Source organism: Barrientosiimonas humi (assembly GCF_006716095.1).
Classification (GTDB): domain Bacteria; phylum Actinomycetota; class Actinomycetes; order Actinomycetales; family Dermatophilaceae; genus Barrientosiimonas; species Barrientosiimonas humi.
In genome coordinates, this window is sequence record NZ_VFOK01000001.1 from 1,331,801 (window position 1) to 1,352,397 (window position 20,597).

Genomic DNA, 20,597 nt, shown 5'->3' on the forward strand with positions numbered 1-20,597 from the left:
GGGCGAGGAGACGACATGCTCCTAGGCTGGAACCGTGGCTGAGCGTGTGGACCGGGCCGGCGAGACCGTCGACGACGTGCGCCGGTTCTTCGCCGAGTTCGCGCGCGACTACCCCGACCTCCCGCTGTACGCCCACCTCACCTCCGCCATGAGCGCGGAAGCCGACCTTGCCCGGATGCTGCTGGTCGCCCGGCCGGGTCAGGCCCGGCCCGTCCTGTTCCTCGCTGCCCTGCACGACCTGGTGCTGCGCCGCCCGGACGTGCCGGCGGCGCCCTGGTTCGCACGGGCGGCGGCCGGTGAGCTGGGAGATGGAGACGACCCGTGGCCCGACGTGCGCGCCACCGTGGTGGCGCACCGCGCCGAGCTGGAGCGCACGATCGCGACCCGCACGACCCAGACCAACGAGGTCAACCGCGCGGTCTACGTCGCGGCCCTGCTCCACCTGGCCTGCCGCGACGTCGGTGACCTGCCGGTGGGCCTGGTCGAGCTCGGCGCCAGTGCCGGACTGCTGCTCGGGGTCGACCGCTACCGCGTCGGGCTCGGTGACCTCGTCACCGGTCCGGCGGACTCCGCGGTGCGCTGCCACGGCGAGGATCGGTCACGAGACCCGTTGCGGTCGTTGCTGATTCCCCCGGTCGCGTCCCGCGTCGGTGTTGACCTGCACCCCGTCTCGCTCGACGACGAGGCTGTGCGCTGGCTCCAGGCCTGCCTGTGGCCCGACCTCCCGGGCCGGCTCGAACGGTTCCGGGCGGCCGTGGACGTGCTGCGTGACGACCCGCCACAGCTGGTCGAGGGCGACATCGTCGACGCGCTCCCCACCGCAGCGGAGGCCGCGCTGTCGGCCGGGCCCGCGAGGCACCTGGTCGTCCTCACCTCCTGGGCACTGACGTACGTCCACCGCACCCGGCGAGACCAGCTCGCCGGGCACCTGGCGCAGGTCGCGGCCGACGGCACCCCGGTCTCCTGGGTCTCCGCCGAGCCTCCGGGCGCGGTTCCCGGTGTGCCGCAACGGGACTCGGGGCACGCCGAGGTCAACACGGTGCTGGCGGCGCGGCGCTGGCGCGACGGCGTGGAGGTCGCTCCCGAGGTCTACGGCCACTGTCACCCGCACGGCGCCTGGGTCGAGCTCGATCCGCTCCCGGGCGGAGGCGACCGTGCAGTGTGACTACTACGACGCCGATCTCTGCCGGTCGTGCACGCTCATGGGGCAGCCCTTCGCTCTGCAGCTGCGCGACCTCGAGCGCCACGTGCGCGACACGCTTGGCGGACTGGTCACCGAGAGTGCCTGGCAGCAAACGGCTTTCGGACCCGAGTCGCACTTCCGCAACAAGGCGAAGCTGGTGGTCGGCGGCACGCGCGACGAGCCGACCTTCGGCATCCTCGACGGCGACCAGCAGGGGGTCGACCTGCGCAGGTGCGGTCTCTACGAGCCCGGCCTGCACGACGCGCTGCAGACGCTCACCGAGCAGGTCGCGCGCATCGGGCTGGTCCCCTACGACGTGCCACGGCGCACCGGGGAGCTCAAGCACCTCGTCGTCACCCACGCGCCCACCGGCGCGCTCATGGTGCGCTTCGTGCTGCGCTCCCCAGGGCAGCTCGGCCGCATCCGGCGCGCGCTGCCCGACCTGCAGGCCGCGCTGCCGCAGATCACGGTCGTCTCGGTCAACCTGCAGCCCGCGCACAAGGCGGTGCTCGAGGGCGAGGAGGAGATCGTGCTCACCGAGCACGAGACGCTGACCGTGCCGGTCGCCGGGGTCAGCCTGAACCTGCGACCGGACAGCTTCTTCCAGACCAACACCGCCGTCGCCGAGCAGCTCTACGAGCAGGCGGGTGACTGGGTCGCGGCCAGCGGCGCGCGCTCCCTGTGGGACCTGTTCTGCGGGGTCGGCGGGTTCGGCCTGAGCGTCGGTGCGCGCGTGCCGCTGCAGGTCACCGGGGTCGAGGTGGCACCCGGCGCGGTGGCCGCCGCCCGGCAGTCGGCTGCGGATCTCATGGCGCGAAACCCGTTGTCGTCCTTCGACTTCCGGGTGGGCGATGCCGCCACCACGCTGCGCGACGAACCGCTGCCCGAGGTCGTCCTGGTCAACCCGCCCCGCCGCGGCATCGGGCCGCTCGCCGAGACCCTCGAGGCCAGCGGCGTGCCCCAGGTCGTCTACTCCAGCTGCAACGTCGAGAGCCTCGCGCGCGACCTCACCCGCATGCCGACGTACGCCGTCGCGGACGCGCGCGTGTTCGACATGTTCCCGCAGACGCGCCACCACGAGGTGCTGGTGCGCCTCGTGCGGGAGTGAGCGAGGGCGTACGGCGGGGGCCTGTGGATAACTTCCGGGGCGAGCTCGCGATCCGCGCCAGAGTGGTGGCCATGGACACGAACCGAGACCCGATCCCCACCACCCCGATCCGCACCCACCACGACCTCCTCACGCTCTGGGAGGCGATCGTCGGCGAGCCTGGCTTCGGCCGGCGGACGCTGTGGCTGTCGTTCCTCGACGACGACCACCGGCCGATGAAGATGATCCTGCCGTTCGACGACATGCCCGAGAGCGTCGACACCACCGGCGTCGGCCGGCTGTTCGACTGCGTCAAGGAGGCCAGGGTCGCCGGCACGATCCCTTACGCCTCGGTGGTCGTGATGTTCAGCCGTCCCGGCTCCGGGCGCATCCGCGAGGGTGACCGGGCCTGGGCGCGGGCCCTGCACGAGCTGCTCGCCGACCAGACGCCACGGTGGCCGGTGCACCTGGCCACCGACGACGGCGTGGTCGTGCTGGCGCCCGACGACCTGGTGGTCGGCGCCTGAGCGACCAAGCCGCCCGAGCGCCGACCAGCCGCGAGCGAACCGACCGCGCGCACCGCTCGAGCCAGCCCGCGCTCACTCCTCCAGCGCGAGACCCCGCCGCTCGGGCAGCCCGAACGTCGCGACCGTGGCCACCGCGAACGCGAGCGCGAGCACGAGGAACACCACCGCCGTGCCGCCGGCCTCGTGCAGCACCGGCACCAGCAGGGGTGCCGCGATCGAGGCGACGCGACCGAAGGCGGTGGCCTGGCCCGAGCCGGTGGCGCGCAGCCAGGTCGGGTAGATCTCGGGGGTGATGGCATAGAGCGCACCCCATGCGCCGAGGTTGAAGAACGACAGCGCGCACCCGGCCACGAGGATCGACGTCTCGGTGCCGGCCTGGCCGAACGCCCACGCCGCCACCGCGGACCCGGCGAGGAAGGTCGCGAGCGTCGCGCGTCGGCCCCACACCTCCACGAGCACGGCCGCGACGGCGTACCCCGGGAGCTGGGCGAGCGTGATGATGAGCGTGAACCCGAACGACTTGGCCACCGGGAACCCTTGTGCGACAAGGAAGGTCGGGATCCAGATGAACGCGCCGTAGTAGGCGAAGTTCACCCCGAACCACACCAGCCAGAGCGAGACGGTGCGCACGCGCAGCGCGGGCGACCACACCTCGGCCGGTGACGGCTTCGGCGCGACCGGCATCGGCGGGGAGCTCACCGGCTCCACGCCGGCCGACTCCTCGAACTCGCGCACGGCGGCCTCGGCCTCCTCGGTGCGGCCGCGCCGCTCGAGGAACCGCACCGACTCGGGGAGCCCGAACCGCACGACGAGGGCGTACGCCGCCGGCACCACCCCGACAGCGAACGCCCAGCGCCAGCCGTCCTCGGACGCCGGGACGACCTGGTACCCGATGATCGCCGCGAGGATCCAGCCCACCGCCCAGAACGACTCCAGCGCGACGACGACGCGGCCCCGGATGCGCGCCGGGGCGTACTCGCTGACCAGGGTCGAGGCGACGGGCAGCTCGGCCCCGAGGCCCAGCCCGATGACGAACCGCAGCACGAGCAGCATGACGAGCCCGGTCGACAGCGCGGCCGCGCCGGTGGCGAGCCCGTAGACCAGCAGGGTCAGCGCGAAGACCGACCGCCGGCCGATGCGGTCGGCGAGGAGGCCGCCGATCGAGGCGCCCACGGCCATCCCGACGAAGCCGATGGAGGCGACCCACGACAGCTCGCCGCTGCTGAGCCCCCACTGCTTCGCGAGGACGACCATGATGAACGAGATGAGCCCGACGTCCATGGCGTCGAGGGCCCAGCCGATGCCCGACCCGACGAGCAGCCGGGTGTGTCGACGGGTGAACGGCAGCCGGTCGAGGCGCTCGGCGCGGGTGAGCTCGCCGGTGGTCGCGGGGGTGGTCACCCGCCGCAACCTACTCGCCGCGCGGGCGGCGGGCGTCGACGAAACGCTCTCCGGACAGCACGGGCACGACCGCGCTCACGTCGAGCTGGGCCGCGTCGACCACGTCGTCGCGGAACCCGGCCCGCACCAGCTCCTGCCCGCTGTCGCACGCGACGAGCCCGGCCTCGAGGTCGTCGGCGACCGCGTCGTACGCCGCGAGCGCCACGTGCGCCTCCGGGCTCGCCTCCCGCAGCACGTCGGCACCCCGGTCGCGCAGCCCGGCCAGCAGGGCGCCGCATCCCCACAGGTCCTCGACGGCCGGGCGCAGCGACCCGTCGTCCCACCGCTCCCCCGCCGCGACGAGGGCCAGCACCCGCGCCGGGTCGTCCTCCAGCGCAGCGTCCAGCCAGGCCGCCACGGCGGCGCGGTTGCGCAGCGACACCCCGACCACGGTCGCGCCCGAGTCGCGCAGCCGGAAGCTGATCGTCGACCCGTTGGGCGAGGGCAGCAGACCCGACGACACCGCGAGCGAACGGGGCGACAGGCTGACCGACGTGAGCGAGTCGCTGCGCTGCGCCTCGTAGCGACCCACCGCGTGGTGCGCGTCGCGCGCGGCGGCGTAGGTCCCGAGGTCCTGGCGGTCCCAGGCGTAGGGATAGACCTCGGCGCCCACCTGCACCGCGACGGTGAGCGCGGTGGTGAAGCTGAGCACGTCCACGACCACCGCCAGGCAGTCCGGCTCCACGATGCGGTCGGCGCCGATCGGCCCCCACTCCAGGCGTACCCGGCTGCTGCGCTGCGTCACCATCCCGCCATCAGACACCCCGCCGCGCCCCGCGGGCCAGCGATCGTGCCGAGCGCGGCGGAGACGCCTCGGCGTCGGCTCGGACGGGTCACTCGAACGGGGTCGGGTCGCCGGCCCCGACCCGCACCACCTCGGGCGTCCCGGAGGAGAAGTCGATCACCGTCGTGGGCTCCAGACCCGACTCCCCCGAGTCGATGACCGCGTCGACCTGGTGCTCGAGCCGCTCCTTGATCTCCCAGCCGTCGGTGAGCGGCTCGGGCTCGCCGGGCAGCAGCAGCGTGCTCGACAGCAGCGGCTCCCCCAGCTCGGCCAGCAGCAGCCGCGCCACCGGGTGGTCGATGATCCGCACCCCGACGGTCTTCTTCTTCGGGTGCAGCAACCGCCGCGGCACCTCCGAGGTCGCCGGCAGGATGAACGTGTACGGCCCCGGCGTGCTGGCCTTCACCGCCCGGAACACCCGGTTGTCGAGCTGGACCAGCTGCCCGAGCTGGGCGAAGTCGCGGCACACCAGGGTGAAGTGGTGCTTGTCGTCGAGGTGCCGGATGTCGACGATCCGCTGCTTGCCGTCGGCGTTGCCGAGCCGGGCGCCCAGCGCGAACGCCGAGTCGGTCGGGTAGGCGATCAGCCCGCCGTCACGCACGATGTCGGCCGCCTGCCGGATCAGTCGCGGTTGCGGGTCCTTCGGGTGCACGTCCAGATAGCGCGCCATGCCCGGACCGTACGACCTCGCCCGGCTCGTCCGCCAGGGCTCGGCCGGATCGGGGCTGGGCAACTCCTAGGAACCGGCTGTGAACGCCGCCTCCACCCTTTAGGATCGCGCCAGGGCTCGGGGGGTTTGGAACGTTGGGGAGTCCTACATGTCAGACGAGCTGGTCTTTTCCTACGACCTGCCGTGCCCGGCGGCGCAGGCGTTCTTCGTCTACGTCGACGGCATCGGGGCGTGGTGGCCGGGCACGTACACCGCCGATCCGGCGACCTTCGAGGGCGTGACGATCGAGCCGCGTGTCGGTGGCCGCATCTACGCTCGCTACCGCGGGGGTCAGCACGACGACTGGGGCGAGGTCACCGCCCTCGAGCACGGGGCGCGGCTCGAGCACACCTTCCTGCTCGCGCACTCCTCGCGCACGCCGAGCACGGTCTGGGTGACCTTCGACGACCACGACACCGGCTCGCGCATGGTCTTCCGGCACGGCGGGTGGACCTCGTCCAACGCCTTCGACCGGCACCGGTTCAGCGACTGGCCCGTGATCCTCGGCAACTACGTGGAGATGGTCCGCGCGTCCGTGCGCACCCGCGCTTGAGCGCGGCTCACTCGGCCAGCGTCGTGGTGACCGGCGTCGGCAGTTCGACGGTGCGACTGACCGTGCACAGCCGGTCGTGCGAGCGCTGCACCGACTCGGGCAGGATCGCGCGGGCCTTGTCACCGTCGGGGCCCTCGGGGAAGGACACCCGGAAGGTCACGTCGATCGGGCCCATCCGGTTGCCGTCGTCGTCGCGCACCTTGTCGCCGCCGCACTCGACCACGAACTCGGTGGGCTCGGCGCGGCGGGTGGTGAACACGTCGACGTCGATCGCCGAGCACCCGGCGATCGCGGTCAGCAGCAGCTCGACCGGCGTGAAGTCGTCGTCGGCGCCGCTGCCGAACGACAGCGTCCCGCCGCGGGCGTTGGTGGCCGTGAACCGGCCGGCCGAGTCACGGGTGAGCGAGATCGAGCGGCGGGCGTCGCCGGGGGTCGTCGTCATGCCCACACCCTGCCAGTAGCCTCGGCCCGGTGAGCAGCGCATCGAGCCAGCCCCAGGGACGCGTGATCCTGCTTCGCCACGGCGAGACGGAGTGGAGCCGCTCCGGGCAGCACACCGGAGCCACCGACCTGCCGCTCCTGCCCGAGGGCGAGCAGGCCGCACGCGATCTCGCGCCCCGGCTGGCCGAGCTCGACGTCGCCGCGGTCTACTCCTCCCCGCTGAGCCGCGCCGTGCGTACGGCCGAGCTCGCCGGTCTCACCGGCCTGGTGATCGACGACGACCTGCGGGAGTGGGACTACGGCGGCTACGAGGGCCTGTCGACCCCGCAGATCCGCGAGAAGATCGGCAACCCCACCTGGGAGATCTTCGCCGACGGCGTGGTGCCCGGCGACACCCCCGGCGAGACGGTCGAGGACGTCGCCGCGCGCGCCAGCCACGTGCTGCGCCGGATCTACGAGGACCGTCGCCGCGGCGACGTGGTGCTGGCCGGCCACGGGCACGCCAGCCGCATCCTCACCTCCGTCTGGCTGCGCGAGGAGCCGCGGTTCGGCGCCAAGCTGCAGCTGGACGCCGGCCGCCTGTGCATCCTCGGCCAGCACCACGGCATCCCGACGATCGAGCGCTGGAACGCCCGCTGACGCTGACGCCCCACCCACGGGCCACCCACGCTGGTCGAGTAGTCCGCGAGGCACGAGCGGACGTATCGAGACCCCCCGGCCCTACGGCAGCTCCCAGGTGTGCACCGGCTCGTTGCTGTGCATGCCCTCGAGGTAGCGCTCCAGCATCGAGTGCAGCGCGGTCGGGCGGTCCTGGCCCTTCTCCTCGAACCGGCGCACCGCCTCGATCTGCCAGGTGGCGCCGTTGACCCCGGCCCGGCAGCGCCCCTCGATGACCCCGAGATACCGCTCGGCCACCTCGGAGGCGACACCCCACTCGGCCAGCCCTTCGTACGCCATCGGCAGCAGCCGCCGCACGGTCAGCTCGTCGGCGCGCACCTCGCCGTAGCCGGGCCAGTAGACCCGCGAGTCGATCCCGCGCTGGGCGCACTGGCGGAAGTTCTCCTCGGCGGCGGCGAAGCTCATCCGGGTCCACACCGGGCGGTCGCTGCTCGCGAGCATCTTGATCACGCCGTAGTAGAAGGCCGAGTTGGCCATGCAGTCGATGATCGTCGGGCCGGCCGGGAGCACCCGGTTCTCGACGCGCAGGTGCGGGCGGCCGCCGACGATGTCGTAGATCGGGCGGTTCCAGCGATAGACCGTGCCGTTGTGCAGCCGCAGCTCGGACAGCTCGGGCGCCTTGCCGGCCTCAAGCAGCGCGACGGGGTCCTCGTCGGAGGTCTCCGGCAGCAGCGAGGGGAAGTAGCGCACGTTCTCCTCGAACAGGTCGAAGATCGAGGTGATCCACCGCTCGCCGAACCACACCCGCGGCCGCACGCCCTGGTTCTTCAGCTCCACCGAGCGGGTGTCGGTGGCCTGCAGGAACAGCTCGATGCGGCTCTCGTGCCACAGCTGCCGCCCGAAGAAGAACGGCGAGTTGGCGCCGAGGGCGAGCTGGATCGAGGAGATCGCCTGGGCGGCGTTCCAGTGGTCGGCGAACTCCAGCGGCTGCACCTGCAGGTGCAGCTGCACCGAGGTGCACGCCGACTCCGGAGCGATGCTGTCGGCGTACGTCGCGAGCCGCTCTCCCGTCGGCCCCTCGAAGTCGATCCACAGGTCCTCCCCGCGCGCGGCGAAGATCGCCTCGTTCAGGGCGGCGTACCGGGCGTTCGCGCTCATCCACTCGGTGCTGAAGTGGTCGGGCATGAGCGTCGGGAGGATCCCGATGGCCACGATGTGCGCCCCGGCCTCCTCGGCGCGCTGGTTGGCGCGGTTGAGGCTGGTGCGCAGGTCCTTCTCGAGGTCCAGAGCCGCCGTGCCCGGCAACGGGCGGGGGTCGACGTTGAGCTCGATGTTGTACTGCCCGAGCTCGGTCTGGTAGTCCGGGTCGGCGATGCTGTCGAGCACCGCCGCGTTGGTGAACGTCGGGTCGAGCTTGTCGTCGACGAGGTTGAGCTCGATCTCCATGCCCGTCAGCGGACGGTCGAACTCGAAGCTGCTCTGGGTGAGCATGCGCTCGAACACGTCAAGGTCCTGGTGCACCTTCTCGCGATAGCGCTGCCGCTGCTCACGGCTGTAGCTGGTGCTGCTGACCTCGGCGCCCATCGGACACTCCCCTCGACGGTTGGCCGTCAACCTCTCACATCGGCGTAGCGCCTGTCAGGGCAGCCGTTCGGGTGAACCCGCCGCGTGCCTCCTGGGGGCTGTCGGTGGCCGCTCCTACCCTGCAGGCATGCGGTTCCTGCACACCTCCGACTGGCACCTGGGTCGGGCCTTCCACGGTGTCGGGCTGCTGCCTGCCCAGGAGCTGTTCCTCGACGACCTGGTCGCCACCGTGGAGCGGGAGCAGGTCGAGGCGGTCCTCGTCTCGGGGGATGTGTACGACCGCGCCCTCCCTCCGCCCGACGCCGTCCGGCTGCTGAGTCGCACCCTGGGCCGGCTGCGCCGGGCCGGCGCGCAGGTCGTGCTGAGCGCGGGAAACCACGACTCCCCCGCGCGTCTCGGCTTCGCCGACGAGGTGCTGGCCGCGGCCGGGGTGCACGTGCGCACCACGGCCGACAGCCTCACCGAGCCGGTGCGCATCGGCGGCGTCGAGATCTTCCCGGTGCCCTATCTCGAGCCCGCGTTCGCCGCCGACCGGCTCGGCGCCGGCGAGCGCAGCCACGCCGGGGTGCTGCGCGCGGTCACCGACCGCATCGCCGACGCGCGCTCCGGCGACCTGCCCTCGGTGGTTATGGCCCACGTGTTCGCCGCCGGGGCGACCACGACGGATTCCGAGCGTGACGTCTCGGTGGGTGGACTCGGCGTCGTCCCCGCCGAGGTGTTCGACGCGTTCGACTATGCCGCGCTCGGCCACCTGCACCGGCCGCAGCAGCTGAGCGAGCGGGTTCGATACTCCGGTTCCCCGGTCGCCATGTCCTTCTCCGAGGCCGGCCGGTCCAAGTCCTCGCTCCTGGTCGACCTCGACGAGCACGGCCTCGCGGTGCGCGAGCTGCCGGCTCCGGTGCTGCGGCCGCTGGCCCGGCTGCGCGGCAGCCTCGAGCAGCTGCTCGACGACCCGGCGCTCGCGGACCACGCCGGCTCCTGGGTCGAGGCCACGCTCACCGAGCACGCTCCCCGCGCGATGGAGCGGCTGCGCACCCGCTTCCCGCACTGCCTGCGCCTCGAGATCGACGCCCCCTCGCGGCAGGGCGACCTGCGCAGCTATGCCGACCGGGTGCGCGGACGCACCGACCTGCAGCTGTGCTGCGACTTCGTCGAGCACGTCCTGGGCCGCGACGCCGACGAGTCCGAGCAGGAGCTGCTGCGCGAGGCGATCGACGGCGCGGCCGTGCAGCGGCGCGGTGCCGACCGCGAGACGTCCGGCGCCGAGCGGGCCGACGACGCCGGCAGAGGCACCACGGGGGCGGCATGAGGCTGCACCGGCTGCGCCTGCAGGCCTTCGGGCCGTTCCCGGGCGAGCACGAGATCGACTTCGACGGTCTCGGCGAGGCGGGCCTGCACCTGGTGCACGGGCCCACCGGTGCCGGGAAGACCTCGATCCTCGACGCCGTCTGCTTCGCGATCTTCGGCGCCCTGCCCGGCGCCCGAGCCGGGGTGGCGGCCCCAGCGTCGAGGTTCGCCCGCGGCGACGTCCGGCCAGAGGTGTCCCTCGAGATGACGGTCGCCGGTCGACGGCTGCGCTTCGTGCGCTCACCCGAGCACGAGCGTCCCAAGAAGCGCGGCGAGGGCACCCTGCGGCTGCGCTCGACCGTGCGCCTCGAGGAGCTGCGCGAGGGTTCGTGGAGCGAGGTCTCCAGCAAGGTGCAGGAGGTGCAGCAGCACGTCGACACCGCGCTCGGTCTGCAGCTCGCGCAGTTCGCCCAGGTGGTGCTGCTGCCGCAGGGACAGTTCGCGACCTTCCTGCACGCCGGCCCCGACGAGCGCGCCGCCGTGCTGCGCCGGCTGTTCGACATCCAGCGGTTCGAGGACGTCGAGCGGTGGTTCGCCGAGTCGACCAGCGCCGCCCGCGAGCAGGTCGCCGAGCAGACCCGGCCGCTGCTCGAAGCACGGTCGCTGGTGGAGTCGGTGCTCAGCCACCTGGACGACGACGATGACGATTCTGCCGACGACCTTTCGGAAACCGTTGTCGCACAGCATGGTTCGCGTTCACGTGAGCGCGCGGCAGCCGAGGATGCGGGAGAGGTCGTCGAGCGAGAGGTCGAGGACCGTGCGGAGGTCGAGGAAGACGATGGGGCTGGCGCGACCGGCGCGTCGTTGCCCGCCGTGTCCGACCCCGTCGCGCTGCGCGACCACGTGGCCGGCCTCGCCGCCGAGCTGGGTGAGCGAGCGACAGCCGCGGAGGAGCAGTCCGACGCCGCCCGGAGTGCCTTCGACACCGCCCGCGAGGCACTCACCCGTGGTGAGCAGACTCGCGACCTGCGCGCCCGGGGCGAGCGTGCCCGCGCCGCCCTGCAGCGGCTCGACAGCGACGAGGCCAGGGCAGCCCTGGCCGCCGACCGCGACGAGCTGGCCGCTGCGCAGCGCGCGCTGCTGGTCGTCGCCCCGCTCCAGCAGGTCGCCGCCGCCCAGACCCGCCACGGCGAGGCCGCCGCGGTCCGCGACTCGGCGGTGCCTGACTTCGTCCCCCGAGGGTCGGCCGCGTCTGCTGCCTCGGACGGCGACAGCGGCGACAGCGGTGCCGCGGCCGGTGGCGACCCCACCTCGTCTGCCCACGACTCCCCCGCGAGCAGGTCTGCGCACCGCTCCCCCGCGAGCAGGTCTGCGCACCGCTCCCCCGCGGCAGGCGACGACGGAAGCCCCGACGGCACGCCCGACGACGTGCCGGCGCCGATGTCTGCCGACGACTGGTTGGCGCGCCTTGCTGTGGCCTCCCCGGCGCTGCACGAGCACGTCACCGAGACGCGCCGTGTCGCAGCCCGGCTCCGCGACGCCGTGCGCGCCGCCGAAGAGCTCGCCGCGCACCGCGCCGAGGCCGTGGAGCAGGCCGCGGCGACCGAGCGGCTGCGGGCTCGCGAGTCGTCGCTGGCGGCGGCCCTCACGAGCGTCGGCGACGGTGCCGCCCTCCCCCGCGCTGAGCAGCTCGTCACCGCCTGCGAGGCCGCGCAGCAACGGTTCGACCAGCTCACCGAGCGGCAGCGGGCCGCCCGCACCTCCGGCGAGCAGCTCACTGCACGCTTCGACCAGCACCGCGACGCGAAGGCGGCCCAGGACGCCCTGCAGGCCACCTGGCGCGGGCAGGTCACCGCGCGTCTGGCGCTCGACCTGCGCGACGACGAGCCGTGCCCGGTGTGCGGGTCGCTCGCGCACCCCGACCCTGCCCATGGCAGCGACCCCGAGCTGGTCTCCGACGCCCAGCTCGATGCCGCCGCCGAGGCCACCGAGCACGCCCGTGTCGCCGAGGTCGAGGCATCTCGCGTCGCCGAGCGCGCCGCGGAGCGGGTGGAGGGTGGCGAGTCCGAGCTGGCGGCCGCGCTGTCCGCCGTCGCGGACCTCGCGCGCGGTGAAGGCTCACCCGGGGCCGGCACGGTGTCCCCGCCACCGCAGGTGCGGGCCGTGGACCTCACCGAGGTCGCGGGCTGGCTGACGCAGGTCGACCGCAGCGCGCGCGACTGGCGCCGCCGCTGCACGGCCGCTCGCGACGAGCACGAGCGGCTCGAGCTCGAGCTGGCCTCGCTGCGCGAGGAGCTGGGTGACCATGCCGATGCCGTACGTCAGAGCGAGCTCGACCGGGTCGCCGCGCGGGCCCGGCTGCGCGAGACGGCGGCCGACGTCGCTGCCGGCAGCGCGCGAGCCAGGGCCGCCCGGGTGGAGCACGACCGCCGGTGCGCCTGCGGCGGCGAGCCCGAGGTGGTGGCGGCCGAGGCCGGGGCGGGTTGCTGGCCGCTCGACGACGCCGACGAGCTGCTGGCCCTGCTGGGCGACATCGGCGAGAGCGCGGCACACCCGCCCGAGGCGTCGGGCGAGGGCGCCGGGGCGACGGGCGAGGGAGCCGGGGCGGCGCAGAGCTCGGCCGTGGCCGTCCAAGGCACCCTCGACGCGTTCCTGCTCGACGGGGGGCAGCCCTCTGAGGCTTCCTTCGACCCGACCGCGGCGACCGAGGGACGCGCCGCGGCAGACAGCCTTGACGCGGCGGCGACCGCGCTGGACGGGGCCCACCGGCGCCGGCACGACGCCGTGCGCGACTGGTCCAGCGCCCAGCGCGAGGAGGCCGAGGCCGCCCGTGCCCTCACCGCCGCGCGCGACCGCCTGGCGGCGGCGCTCACCGAGGCGCAGCTCGCCGACCCGGCGGCCGCCCGGGCCGCGCAGCGCGACCCGCGGCGCATCGAGGAGCTCACCCGCACCATCCGCGAGCGCGAGGACGCCCGGCGAGACGCCGCCCGCGTGCTGGACGACGCCGAGGTGGCACGGTCCTTCGAGGCCGACCCGCCCGACGTCGCGGCGCTGGCCCAGCGGGTCACCCAGCAGCAGGGCCGGTGGACCCAGGCGCAGCGCCGCGCGGCCCAGCTCGAGCGCGACGCCCGCACGGTCCGCTCCGCGGGAGCCAGGATCGCGACCGCCGGCGAGGCGTTGGCGCCGCTGGTCGAGCGGCGTGACCGGCTTGAGCGGCTGTCCGCCGTGGTGTCGGGTGCGCGCGGCTCGGAGGCCGAGCTGCGGATGCGGCTGTCGGCCTACGTCCTCGCCGCGCGGCTCGAGCACATCGTCCGGCTCGCCAACGACCGGTTGGCCACGATGACCTCCGGACGGTTCCGGCTCGTCCACGACGTCAGCAACGGCGCCCGCAACACCCGCGGCGGGCTCGGGCTCAAGGTCGACGACGCCTGGACCGGTGAGCAGCGGGCCACCGCCAGCCTGTCCGGCGGGGAGACGTTCCTCGCCTCCCTCGCCCTGGCCCTCGCGCTCGGCGACGCCATCCAGCACGACGCCGGCGGGCGTCCGCTGCAGACGCTGTTCGTCGACGAGGGCTTCGGCAGCCTCGACGACGAGAGCCTCGACCACGTGCTCGACGTGCTCGACCAGCTGCGCGAGGGCGGCCGCACGGTGGGCATCGTCAGCCACCTCGCCGAGCTGCGCCAGCGCATCCCGGCTCAGATCGAGGTCCGCAAGTCCGAGTCGGGCTCGAGCCTGCACGTCCAGCTGCCCACCGATGCCGCGGTGCCCGCGTGACCTCGCTGCACCTCGACGAGGTCACGGCGGACCCCCGTCGCGGCCCGTCCGCACGGCGAGGCGCACCCCGGCGGAGGGGACGCGTTGTGCGACCCTGGGCCGGTGCGTGAGATCCGGCAGTCCGACAAGCTGAAGAACGTCCGCTACGACGTGCGCGGACCGATCCTGGTCGAGGCTCAGCGGCTCGAGGCCGAGGGGCACCGGATCCTCAAGCTCAACATCGGCAACCCGGCACCGTTCGGGTTCGAGGCCCCCGAGGCGATCGTCGCCGACATGGTGCACCACCTGCCCGAGGCCCAGGGCTACTCCGACTCCCAGGGCATCTACTCCGCGCGGACGGCGGTCGCGCAGTACTACCAGGGCCGCGGGCTGCGCGACACCTCGGTCGAGGACGTGTTCATCGGCAACGGCGTGTCCGAGCTGATCAGCATGGTGCTGCAGGCGTTCGTCGACGACGGCAACGAGATCCTGGTGCCGGCCCCCGACTACCCGCTGTGGACCGGGGCGGTCTCGCTGTCCGGCGGGGTGCCGGTGCACTACCTGTGCGACGAGAGCAACGGCTGGCAGCCCGACCTCGAAGACATCGAGTCCAAGATCACCGAGAACACCCAGGCCCTGGTGATCATCAACCCGAACAACCCGACCGGCGCGGTCTACTCCGAGCAGCTGGTGCGCGACCTGGTCGAGATCGCCCGCAAGCACGACCTGGTCATCTTCTCCGACGAGATCTACGAGAAGATCGTCTTCGACGGGCTGCAGCACCACCACACCGCCTCGTTCGCCGGCGACGACGTGCTGTGCCTGACGTTCAGCGGGCTGTCGAAGGCGTACCGCGTCTGCGGCTACCGCGCCGGCTGGCTGATGATCTCCGGCCCCAAGCACCTCGCCGAGGACTTCCTCGAGGGCCTGACCCTGCTGGCCAACATGCGCATGTGCGCCAACGTCCCGGCGCAGCACGCCATCCAGACCGCGCTCGGCGGATACCAGTCGATCGACGACCTCATCGTCCCCGGCGGCCGGTTCTACGAGCAGAGCATGACGGCGTACAAGCTGCTCAACGACATCCCGGGCGTCAGCTGCGAGCGCCCGCAGGGCGCGCTCTACTGCTTCCCGCGGCTGGACCCCGACGTCTACCCGATCGAGGACGACGAGGAGTTCGTCATCGGGCTGCTGCGCGCCAAGAAGCTCCTGGTCACCCACGGCACCGGGTTCAACTGGCCGGAGCCCGACCACTTCCGCCTGGTGACGCTCCCCGACGTCGAGATGCTCACCGAGGCGATCGAGCGCATCGCCGACCACCTCGCCACGCTGCGCGCCTGAGCCCCGGCGTGGCTGCCCGATGACCGCCCCGCCGGAGTCGCTCGCGACCGTCGTGACAGCGCAGCCGACGGGCAGCCCGCGCATCCGCCGCCTCGTGCTGGAGGTTGCCGAGCCCGCCCGCCTCACCGTGCCGGACGTGCCGGACGCGGCCGTCGGCGTCTACCTCCCCGCGCCGGGCGGCGGCGCGCCCACGGCGCGCAACTACTCCGTGCGCGCGCAGGACGGCGACCGCGTGACCCTCGACGTCGTGCTGCACGGCCACGGGCACGCGGCCGCGTGGGCGGCCGCCGCCGCACCGGGTGCGCAGGTGACGCTGGCGTACGGCCACTCGTGGTACGCCCCGCAGCCCGAGACCGACTGGCAGCTGCTCGTGGCCGACCTCGCCGGGCTGCCCGCCCTGGCGCGGATCGTCGAGGAGCTGCCGCAGCAGGTGCCGGTCGTCGCGGTCGTGGAGGTGGCGGACGAGAGCGACCTGGGCTATCTGCCACCCCTCCCCACCGCCGTACGCCTGGTGCCGGTCGTCGGGTCGGGCAACGGCCTGGCCCCGAGCCGCCTCGGCCGGACCGTCACCGACCTCGAGCTCCCCGCGGGCCGGGGCTACTGCTGGCTGGGGGCCGAGGCCGCCCAGGCGCGCGCGGTGCGCAAGCTGCTGCGCCGCGAGAACCGTTGGGAGACAAGGCAGCTCGACGTCCTCGGCTACTGGCGCGAGAAGCAGGAGCGCTGGGCCGAGCGGTTCGCGCCGGTGCAGGAGCAGCTGCTGGCCGTCTACGACAGGGCGGTCGCCGAGGGGTGCTCCGACGCCGAGGCCACCGAGCGCTACGACGAAGCGCTCGAGCGCGCCGGCCTGTGAGACCGGCGCGCCCGAGCGCTGCGCAGGGTGGGCCGGCTCAGTCCTCGAACGCCTCCGGCGAGGGGCAGGAGCAGATGAGGTTGCGGTCGCCGTACGCGCCGTCGATGCGACGGACCGGCGGCCAGTACTTGCGCAGCGGGTCGACGCCGGCCGGGTAGGTCGCCTCGGAGCGGGTGTAGGGGTGGTCCCACTCCCCCGCCATCGACTGCGCGGTGTGCGGAGCGCCCCGCAGCACCGAGTCCGCGACCGCGACCGTGCCGTCGGCGACGGCCTGGATCTCCTCGCGGATCGCGATCATCGCGTCGCAGAAGCGGTCCAGCTCGGCGAGGCTCTCGCTCTCGGTCGGCTCGACCATCAGGGTGCCGGCCACCGGGAAGGACATGGTCGGCGCGTGGAAGCCGTAGTCGATGAGCCGCTTCGCGACGTCGTCGACGGTCACGCCGGTGTCCTTGGTGATGCCGCGCAGGTCGAGGATGCACTCGTGGGCGATGAGCCCGTCGGTGCCGCCGTAGAGCACCGGGTAGTGCTCCTTCAGCCGCGCCGCGACGTAGTTCGCCGACAGCACCGCGGTCTCGGTCGCCTTGGTGAGGCCGGCGCCGCCCATGAGCCGGACGTACGCCCACGAGATCGGCAGGATCGACGCCGAGCCGAACGGGGCGGCCGAGATCGGGCCGACGCCCGTGGCGGGCCCGGCCTCCTGCGACAGCGGGTGGTTCGGCAGGTAGGGCGCCAGGTGGCTGCGGACCGCGACCGGGCCGACGCCGGGGCCGCCCCCGCCGTGCGGGATGCAGAACGTCTTGTGCAGGTTCAGGTGCGACACGTCGCCGCCGAAGTCGCCCGGCTGCGCGTGGCCGATGAGCGCGTTGAGGTTGGCCCCGTCGACGTAGACCTGGCCGCCCGCCTCGTGCACGAGCGAGGACAGCTCGGTGATGGTGTCCTCGAAGACGCCGTGCGTGGAGGGGTAGGTGACCATGATCGCGGCGAGCGTCTCGCCGTGCTCCTTGATCTTCTGCTTCAGGTCGTCCAGGTCGACCTCGCCGGTGGCGGCGGTCTTGACCACGACCACCTTCATGCCGGCCATGACCGCGCTGGCGGCGTTGGTGCCGTGCGCGGACGCGGGGATCAGGCAGATCTTGCGCTCGTGGTCGCCGTTGGCCTGGTGGTAGGCGTGGATCGCCAGCAGCCCGGCGAACTCACCCTGCGACCCGGCGTTGGGCTGCAGCGACACCGCGTCGTAGCCGGTGATCGTGCACAGCCAGCCCTCCAGGTCGTGGATCAGCTCGCGGATGCCCTCGCTCTGCGCGGCGGGGGCGAACGGGTGCAGGTTGGCGAACTCCGGCCAGGTCACCGCCTCCATCTCCGTGGTGGCGTTGAGCTTCATCGTGCACGAGCCGAGCGGGATCATGCCGCGGTCGAGGGCGTAGTCGCGGTCGGCGAGGGCGCGCAGGTAGCGCAGCATCGCCGTCTCGCTGTGGTGGCTGTGGAACACCGGGTGCTCCAGGTAGTCGCTGGTGCGCACCAGCTCGCTCGGCCACTGCGGCTCGGCCACCTCGGGCGTGGGCGCGTTGACGCCGAAGGCGGTGGCCACCGCGGCCAGCTCGGCGTCGGTCGTGGTCTCGTCGACGCTGACCGACACGTGGTCGGCGTCGACCTTCCAGACGTTGATGCCCCGCTCGAGCGCCGCGGCGACGACGGCGTCGGCGCGCCCGGCGACGACCGCGGTGACGGTGTCGAAGAAGTGCTCGGGGATGACCTCGACCCCGCCTGCCTCGAGCGCGTCGTGCAGCGCCCGCGCCTTCGCGTGCGTCTCCAGCGCGATCCGGCGCAGCCCCTGCGGCCCGTGGTAGACGGCGTACATCGAGGCCATGACGGCCAGCAGCACCTGCGCGGTGCAGATGTTGGACGTGGCCTTCTCGCGCCGGATGTGCTGCTCGCGGGTCTGCAGCGCCAGGCGGTACGCCGGCGCCCCGTCGGCGTCGACGCTCACCCCGACGAGTCGGCCGGGCATGGTGCGCTCCAGGCCGGAGCGCACGCTGATGTAGCCGGCGTGCGGGCCGCCGAAGCCCATCGGGACGCCGAAGCGCTGGCTCGTGCCGACCGCGATGTCGGCGCCCCACTCCCCGGGCGGGGTGAGCAGGGTGAGGGCCAGCAGGTCGGCCGCGGCGGTGACCAGCGCGCCGGCCTCGTGCGCGGCCGACGCCAGCGCCGTCCAGTCGACGATGCGGCCGTCGGCCCCGGGGTACTGCACGACGACGCCGAACACCTCGCGGTCGCCCGCGGCGGCGCGCAGCCCGTCGGCGTCGGACACGTCGTGCAGGTCGGCGACGACCAGCTCGATCCCGAGCGGCGTGGCGCGGGTGCGGGTCACGGCGATCGACTGCGGCATGAGCTGGCTGTCGACCAGCAGGACGGCGTCCTTGTCGACCTTGCTCCCGCGGCGCATGAGCGTCATCGCCTCGGCGACGGCGGTGGCCTCGTCGAGCAGCGAGGCGCCGGCGGTCGCCAGGCCGGTCAGGTCGCTGACGACGGTCTGGAAGTTCAGCAGCGCCTCGAGCCGGCCCTGGGAGATCTCGGGCTGGTAGGGCGTGTAGGCGGTGTACCAGGCGGGGTTCTCCAGGATGTTGCGCCGGATCACGCCCGGGGTGTGGGTGCCGTAGTAGCCGAGGCCGATCATCGAGGTCAGCACGGTGTTGCGCGCCGCCTTGGCCCGCAGCTCGGCGATGACGGCCGGCTCGGAGTCGGCGGCGTCGAGCAAGAGGGCAGCCCGGCTGCGGATAACGCTGGGGATCGCCTTGTCGAGCAGGGTGGCGAGCGAGTCGCTGCCGATGGTCTGCAGCATCGCGGCGAGGTCTTCGTCGGCAGGACCGATGTGCCGGCTGACGAAGTCGGGGGCCTGGGCGGTCGCGTCGGTCATGAGCATCTCCCGGTCGAGGTGGCCGCGCGCGGCGACCACGCCGTGCACGTCCCCCTCTGTCGCGAACGCGTGCTCCAGAGCTGCCTACCCGAGCGGTCCTGGCGCCTGAGAGGTTGTGGGGAGTTTGCCCCTTCGGCGCCCCGGGCCGGTCGGCTCGGGGACTCTCCCGCTCGGTGTCGTCGGCAGACCCAAATCTACCAGCGACGACGAACGTCCGCGGTTCCCGTTCGGGCCGCGGACGTGTCGGTGCTGCTGGTGGTGGCCGGCTCAGCCGGTCTTGCGCTCGCGCCGGGCGCGCAGCTCGTCGCCCGGGTGCTCGGCGGGCAGCTCGCTCTCCGGGCGCTCGCTGGGCAGCTCGGACAGGGTGCCCTCGACCTCGCGCCAGACCGAGCCGAGCGCGATGCCGAACACGCCCTGACCGCCGCGCATCAGGTCGATGACCTGGTCGTCGGAGGTGCACTCGTAGACCGAGGCGCCGTCGGACATCAGCGTGATGCCGGCGAGGTCGGCCACGCCGTGCTCGCGCAGGGCGCCGACCGCCACCCGGATCTGCTGCAGCGAGACGCCGGTGTCCAGCAGTCGCTTGATGACCTTGAGCACGAGGATGTCGCGGAAGCTGTAGAGCCGCTGGTGGCCGGACCCGGTCACGTTGCGCACCGACGGCTCGAGCAGCCCCGTGCGGGCCCAGTAATCCAGCTGGCGGTAGGTCACGCCGGCCGCGCGGCAGGCCGCCGGCCCGCGATAGCCGACCGCGTCGGTCATCGACTCCGGCAGGTCCTCGGTGAACAGCGGCTCCTGGAGCGGTGCGGGAGCCGCCGACTTCTGGGACCGTGCCTCGCCCGTGTTGACCACGGCTACCTCCGACGTGCCCTGGGCGGGTTGTCCGCCGCGAAAAGTTGGTCTGTGCTGTGGCTGACGCTATGGCCGGGCGCACCCGGAAGCAACGACCGCGGGCCCGAACGGCCGGCGTGTCGCAGCACGGCCGAACAACCCTCACCCTGCAGTTGACGGTTAGCGGTCATCGTCGCCCTCGCCCTCGCGGCCCGACTCCTGCTCGAAGTCCTCGGCCGAGACGTGGTCGAGGAACTCGCGGAACCGCTCGACCTCCTGGTCGGCGTCGTCGTCGGGGACGATCACGCCCACCTCGTCCAGCACCGCCTCGTCGACCAGGATCGGGACGTTGCTGCGCAGCGCCACCGCGATGGCGTCGGACGAGCGCGACTCCACGGTGCGGTCACCGCCGTCCATGACGAGCTCGGCGTAGAAGACCATCTCGTCCAGTCTGGTGATGTGCACCTCGTCGAGCTGGTGCCCCAGCTCGCTGATGACCTGCACCAGCAGGTCGTGGGTGAGCGGCCGCGGCGGGGTCACCCCCTGCTGGGCGTAGGCGATCGCGCTGGCCTCGGGCGCCCCGATCCAGATGGGCACGTGACGGCCACCGTCGAGCTCGCGCAGCAGCACGATGGGCTGGTTGGTGGGCATCTCGACCCGGACTCCGAGAACCTCGACCTTTCGCACCCTCCCAG

Annotated in this window: 17 protein-coding genes and 1 riboswitch; of the genes, 9 read left to right on the forward strand and 8 right to left on the reverse strand. The window is 73.2% G+C overall.

Annotation, left to right across the window (positions count from 1 at the left end; genetic code table 11):
- Positions 1-34 precede the first annotated feature (34 nt).
- From FB554_RS06245 to FB554_RS06255, 3 genes are all read left to right on the forward strand, one after another.
- The gene (locus FB554_RS06245; protein ID WP_236022304.1) at positions 35-1,165 is read left to right on the forward strand and encodes a DUF2332 domain-containing protein; all 1,131 of its coding nucleotides are present in this window, start codon (positions 35-37) and stop codon (positions 1,163-1,165) included.
- Between the two features lie 37 nt (positions 1,166-1,202).
- Positions 1,203-2,291 carry a methyltransferase domain-containing protein gene (locus tag FB554_RS06250; protein ID WP_236022305.1) on the forward strand — a complete coding sequence of 363 codons (1,089 nt, stop codon included), beginning with the start codon at positions 1,203-1,205 and terminating at the stop codon, positions 2,289-2,291.
- Positions 2,292-2,362: 71 nt separating this feature from the next.
- Positions 2,363-2,797 (forward strand): hypothetical protein, encoded by a 435-nt coding sequence (locus FB554_RS06255; RefSeq protein ID WP_142005186.1) that lies wholly within the window; start codon positions 2,363-2,365, stop codon positions 2,795-2,797.
- Positions 2,798-2,869: 72 nt separating this feature from the next.
- On the opposite strand, the gene FB554_RS06260 is transcribed toward FB554_RS06255, so the two are convergent.
- The 3 genes from FB554_RS06260 to FB554_RS06270 form a co-directional block, all read right to left on the reverse strand.
- On the reverse strand, positions 2,870-4,198 hold the full coding sequence (locus tag FB554_RS06260) for an MFS transporter (RefSeq protein ID WP_142005187.1): 1,329 nt from the start codon (positions 4,196-4,198) through the stop codon (positions 2,870-2,872).
- Between the two features lie 10 nt (positions 4,199-4,208).
- Positions 4,209-4,985 carry a 2-phosphosulfolactate phosphatase gene (locus FB554_RS06265; protein ID WP_142005188.1) on the reverse strand — a complete coding sequence of 259 codons (777 nt, stop codon included), beginning with the start codon at positions 4,983-4,985 and terminating at the stop codon, positions 4,209-4,211.
- Between the two features lie 85 nt (positions 4,986-5,070).
- Entirely contained in the window at positions 5,071-5,691 is a 621-nt protein-coding gene (locus FB554_RS06270) for an L-threonylcarbamoyladenylate synthase (RefSeq protein WP_142005189.1), read from the reverse strand.
- 148 nt (positions 5,692-5,839) lie between these two features.
- On the opposite strand from FB554_RS06270, the gene FB554_RS06275 reads away from it, so the two are divergent.
- Complete coding sequence (locus tag FB554_RS06275; protein WP_142005190.1) at positions 5,840-6,283, forward strand: SRPBCC domain-containing protein; 444 nt, start codon at positions 5,840-5,842, stop codon at positions 6,281-6,283.
- Positions 6,284-6,290: 7 nt separating this feature from the next.
- Here the strand turns inward: FB554_RS06275 and FB554_RS06280 are convergent, their stop codons facing one another.
- Positions 6,291-6,725 (reverse strand): OsmC family protein, encoded by a 435-nt coding sequence (locus FB554_RS06280; protein ID WP_142005191.1) that lies wholly within the window; start codon positions 6,723-6,725, stop codon positions 6,291-6,293.
- 29 nt (positions 6,726-6,754) lie between these two features.
- On the opposite strand from FB554_RS06280, the gene FB554_RS06285 reads away from it, so the two are divergent.
- Positions 6,755-7,363: a histidine phosphatase family protein gene (locus tag FB554_RS06285; RefSeq protein WP_142005192.1), complete on the forward strand. Its 609-nt coding sequence runs from the start codon at positions 6,755-6,757 to the stop codon at positions 7,361-7,363.
- Positions 7,364-7,444: 81 nt separating this feature from the next.
- Here the strand turns inward: FB554_RS06285 and FB554_RS06290 are convergent, their stop codons facing one another.
- The gene (locus tag FB554_RS06290; RefSeq protein WP_142005193.1) at positions 7,445-8,926 is read right to left on the reverse strand and encodes a glutamate-cysteine ligase family protein; all 1,482 of its coding nucleotides are present in this window, start codon (positions 8,924-8,926) and stop codon (positions 7,445-7,447) included.
- 127 nt (positions 8,927-9,053) lie between these two features.
- Here FB554_RS06290 and FB554_RS06295 point away from each other — a divergent pair, with 127 nt between their 5' ends.
- The 4 genes from FB554_RS06295 to FB554_RS06310 all read left to right on the forward strand — a co-directional run bounded on the left by FB554_RS06295 (position 9,054) and on the right by FB554_RS06310 (position 16,157).
- Positions 9,054-10,235 carry an exonuclease SbcCD subunit D gene (locus FB554_RS06295; RefSeq protein WP_142005194.1) on the forward strand — a complete coding sequence of 394 codons (1,182 nt, stop codon included), beginning with the start codon at positions 9,054-9,056 and terminating at the stop codon, positions 10,233-10,235.
- On the forward strand, positions 10,232-13,987 hold the full coding sequence (locus FB554_RS06300) for an AAA family ATPase (RefSeq protein WP_142005195.1): 3,756 nt from the start codon (positions 10,232-10,234) through the stop codon (positions 13,985-13,987). The genes FB554_RS06295 and FB554_RS06300 overlap by 4 nt, the downstream gene beginning before the upstream one ends.
- Before the next feature lie 102 nt (positions 13,988-14,089).
- Complete coding sequence (locus FB554_RS06305; RefSeq protein ID WP_142005196.1) at positions 14,090-15,307, forward strand: pyridoxal phosphate-dependent aminotransferase; 1,218 nt, start codon at positions 14,090-14,092, stop codon at positions 15,305-15,307.
- Between the two features lie 19 nt (positions 15,308-15,326).
- A complete protein-coding gene (locus tag FB554_RS06310) occupies positions 15,327-16,157 on the forward strand; it encodes a siderophore-interacting protein (protein WP_142005197.1) in 831 nt (276 codons plus the stop codon).
- Positions 16,158-16,194: 37 nt separating this feature from the next.
- Here FB554_RS06310 and gcvP read toward each other — a convergent pair whose 3' ends face one another.
- From gcvP to FB554_RS06325, 3 genes are all read right to left on the reverse strand, one after another.
- Positions 16,195-19,071: an aminomethyl-transferring glycine dehydrogenase gene (gcvP, locus tag FB554_RS06315; protein WP_142007463.1), complete on the reverse strand. Its 2,877-nt coding sequence runs from the start codon at positions 19,069-19,071 to the stop codon at positions 16,195-16,197.
- Positions 19,072-19,154: 83 nt separating this feature from the next.
- A riboswitch (glycine riboswitch) is annotated at positions 19,155-19,250 on the reverse strand.
- An 88-nt stretch (positions 19,251-19,338) separates the two neighbouring features.
- Positions 19,339-19,923 (reverse strand): MerR family transcriptional regulator, encoded by a 585-nt coding sequence (locus tag FB554_RS06320; protein ID WP_392426019.1) that lies wholly within the window; start codon positions 19,921-19,923, stop codon positions 19,339-19,341.
- A 159-nt stretch (positions 19,924-20,082) separates the two neighbouring features.
- The gene (locus FB554_RS06325) at positions 20,083-20,589 is read right to left on the reverse strand and encodes a bifunctional nuclease family protein (RefSeq protein WP_142005198.1); all 507 of its coding nucleotides are present in this window, start codon (positions 20,587-20,589) and stop codon (positions 20,083-20,085) included.
- Positions 20,590-20,597: the final 8 nt, after the last annotated feature.

Bases quoted from the DNA above. Each gene is read 5' to 3' on its own strand.
- FB554_RS06250 (WP_236022305.1), top strand. From the start codon at position 1,203: ATGGGGCAGCCCTTCGCTCTGCAGCTGCGCGACCTCGAGCGCCACGTG.
- FB554_RS06255 (WP_142005186.1), top strand. From the start codon at position 2,363: ATGGACACGAACCGAGACCCGATCCCCACCACCCCGATCCGCACCCAC.
- FB554_RS06265 (WP_142005188.1), bottom strand. From the start codon at position 4,985: ATGGTGACGCAGCGCAGCAGCCGGGTACGCCTGGAGTGGGGGCCGATC.
- FB554_RS06270 (WP_142005189.1), bottom strand. From the start codon at position 5,691: ATGGCGCGCTATCTGGACGTGCACCCGAAGGACCCGCAACCGCGACTG.
- FB554_RS06275 (WP_142005190.1), top strand. From the start codon at position 5,840: ATGTCAGACGAGCTGGTCTTTTCCTACGACCTGCCGTGCCCGGCGGCG.
- FB554_RS06280 (WP_142005191.1), bottom strand. From the start codon at position 6,725: ATGACGACGACCCCCGGCGACGCCCGCCGCTCGATCTCGCTCACCCGT.
- FB554_RS06290 (WP_142005193.1), bottom strand. From the start codon at position 8,926: ATGGGCGCCGAGGTCAGCAGCACCAGCTACAGCCGTGAGCAGCGGCAG.
- FB554_RS06295 (WP_142005194.1), top strand. From the start codon at position 9,054: ATGCGGTTCCTGCACACCTCCGACTGGCACCTGGGTCGGGCCTTCCAC.
- FB554_RS06300 (WP_142005195.1), top strand. From the start codon at position 10,232: ATGAGGCTGCACCGGCTGCGCCTGCAGGCCTTCGGGCCGTTCCCGGGC.
- FB554_RS06310 (WP_142005197.1), top strand. From the start codon at position 15,327: ATGACCGCCCCGCCGGAGTCGCTCGCGACCGTCGTGACAGCGCAGCCG.
- gcvP (WP_142007463.1), bottom strand. From the start codon at position 19,071: ATGACCGACGCGACCGCCCAGGCCCCCGACTTCGTCAGCCGGCACATC.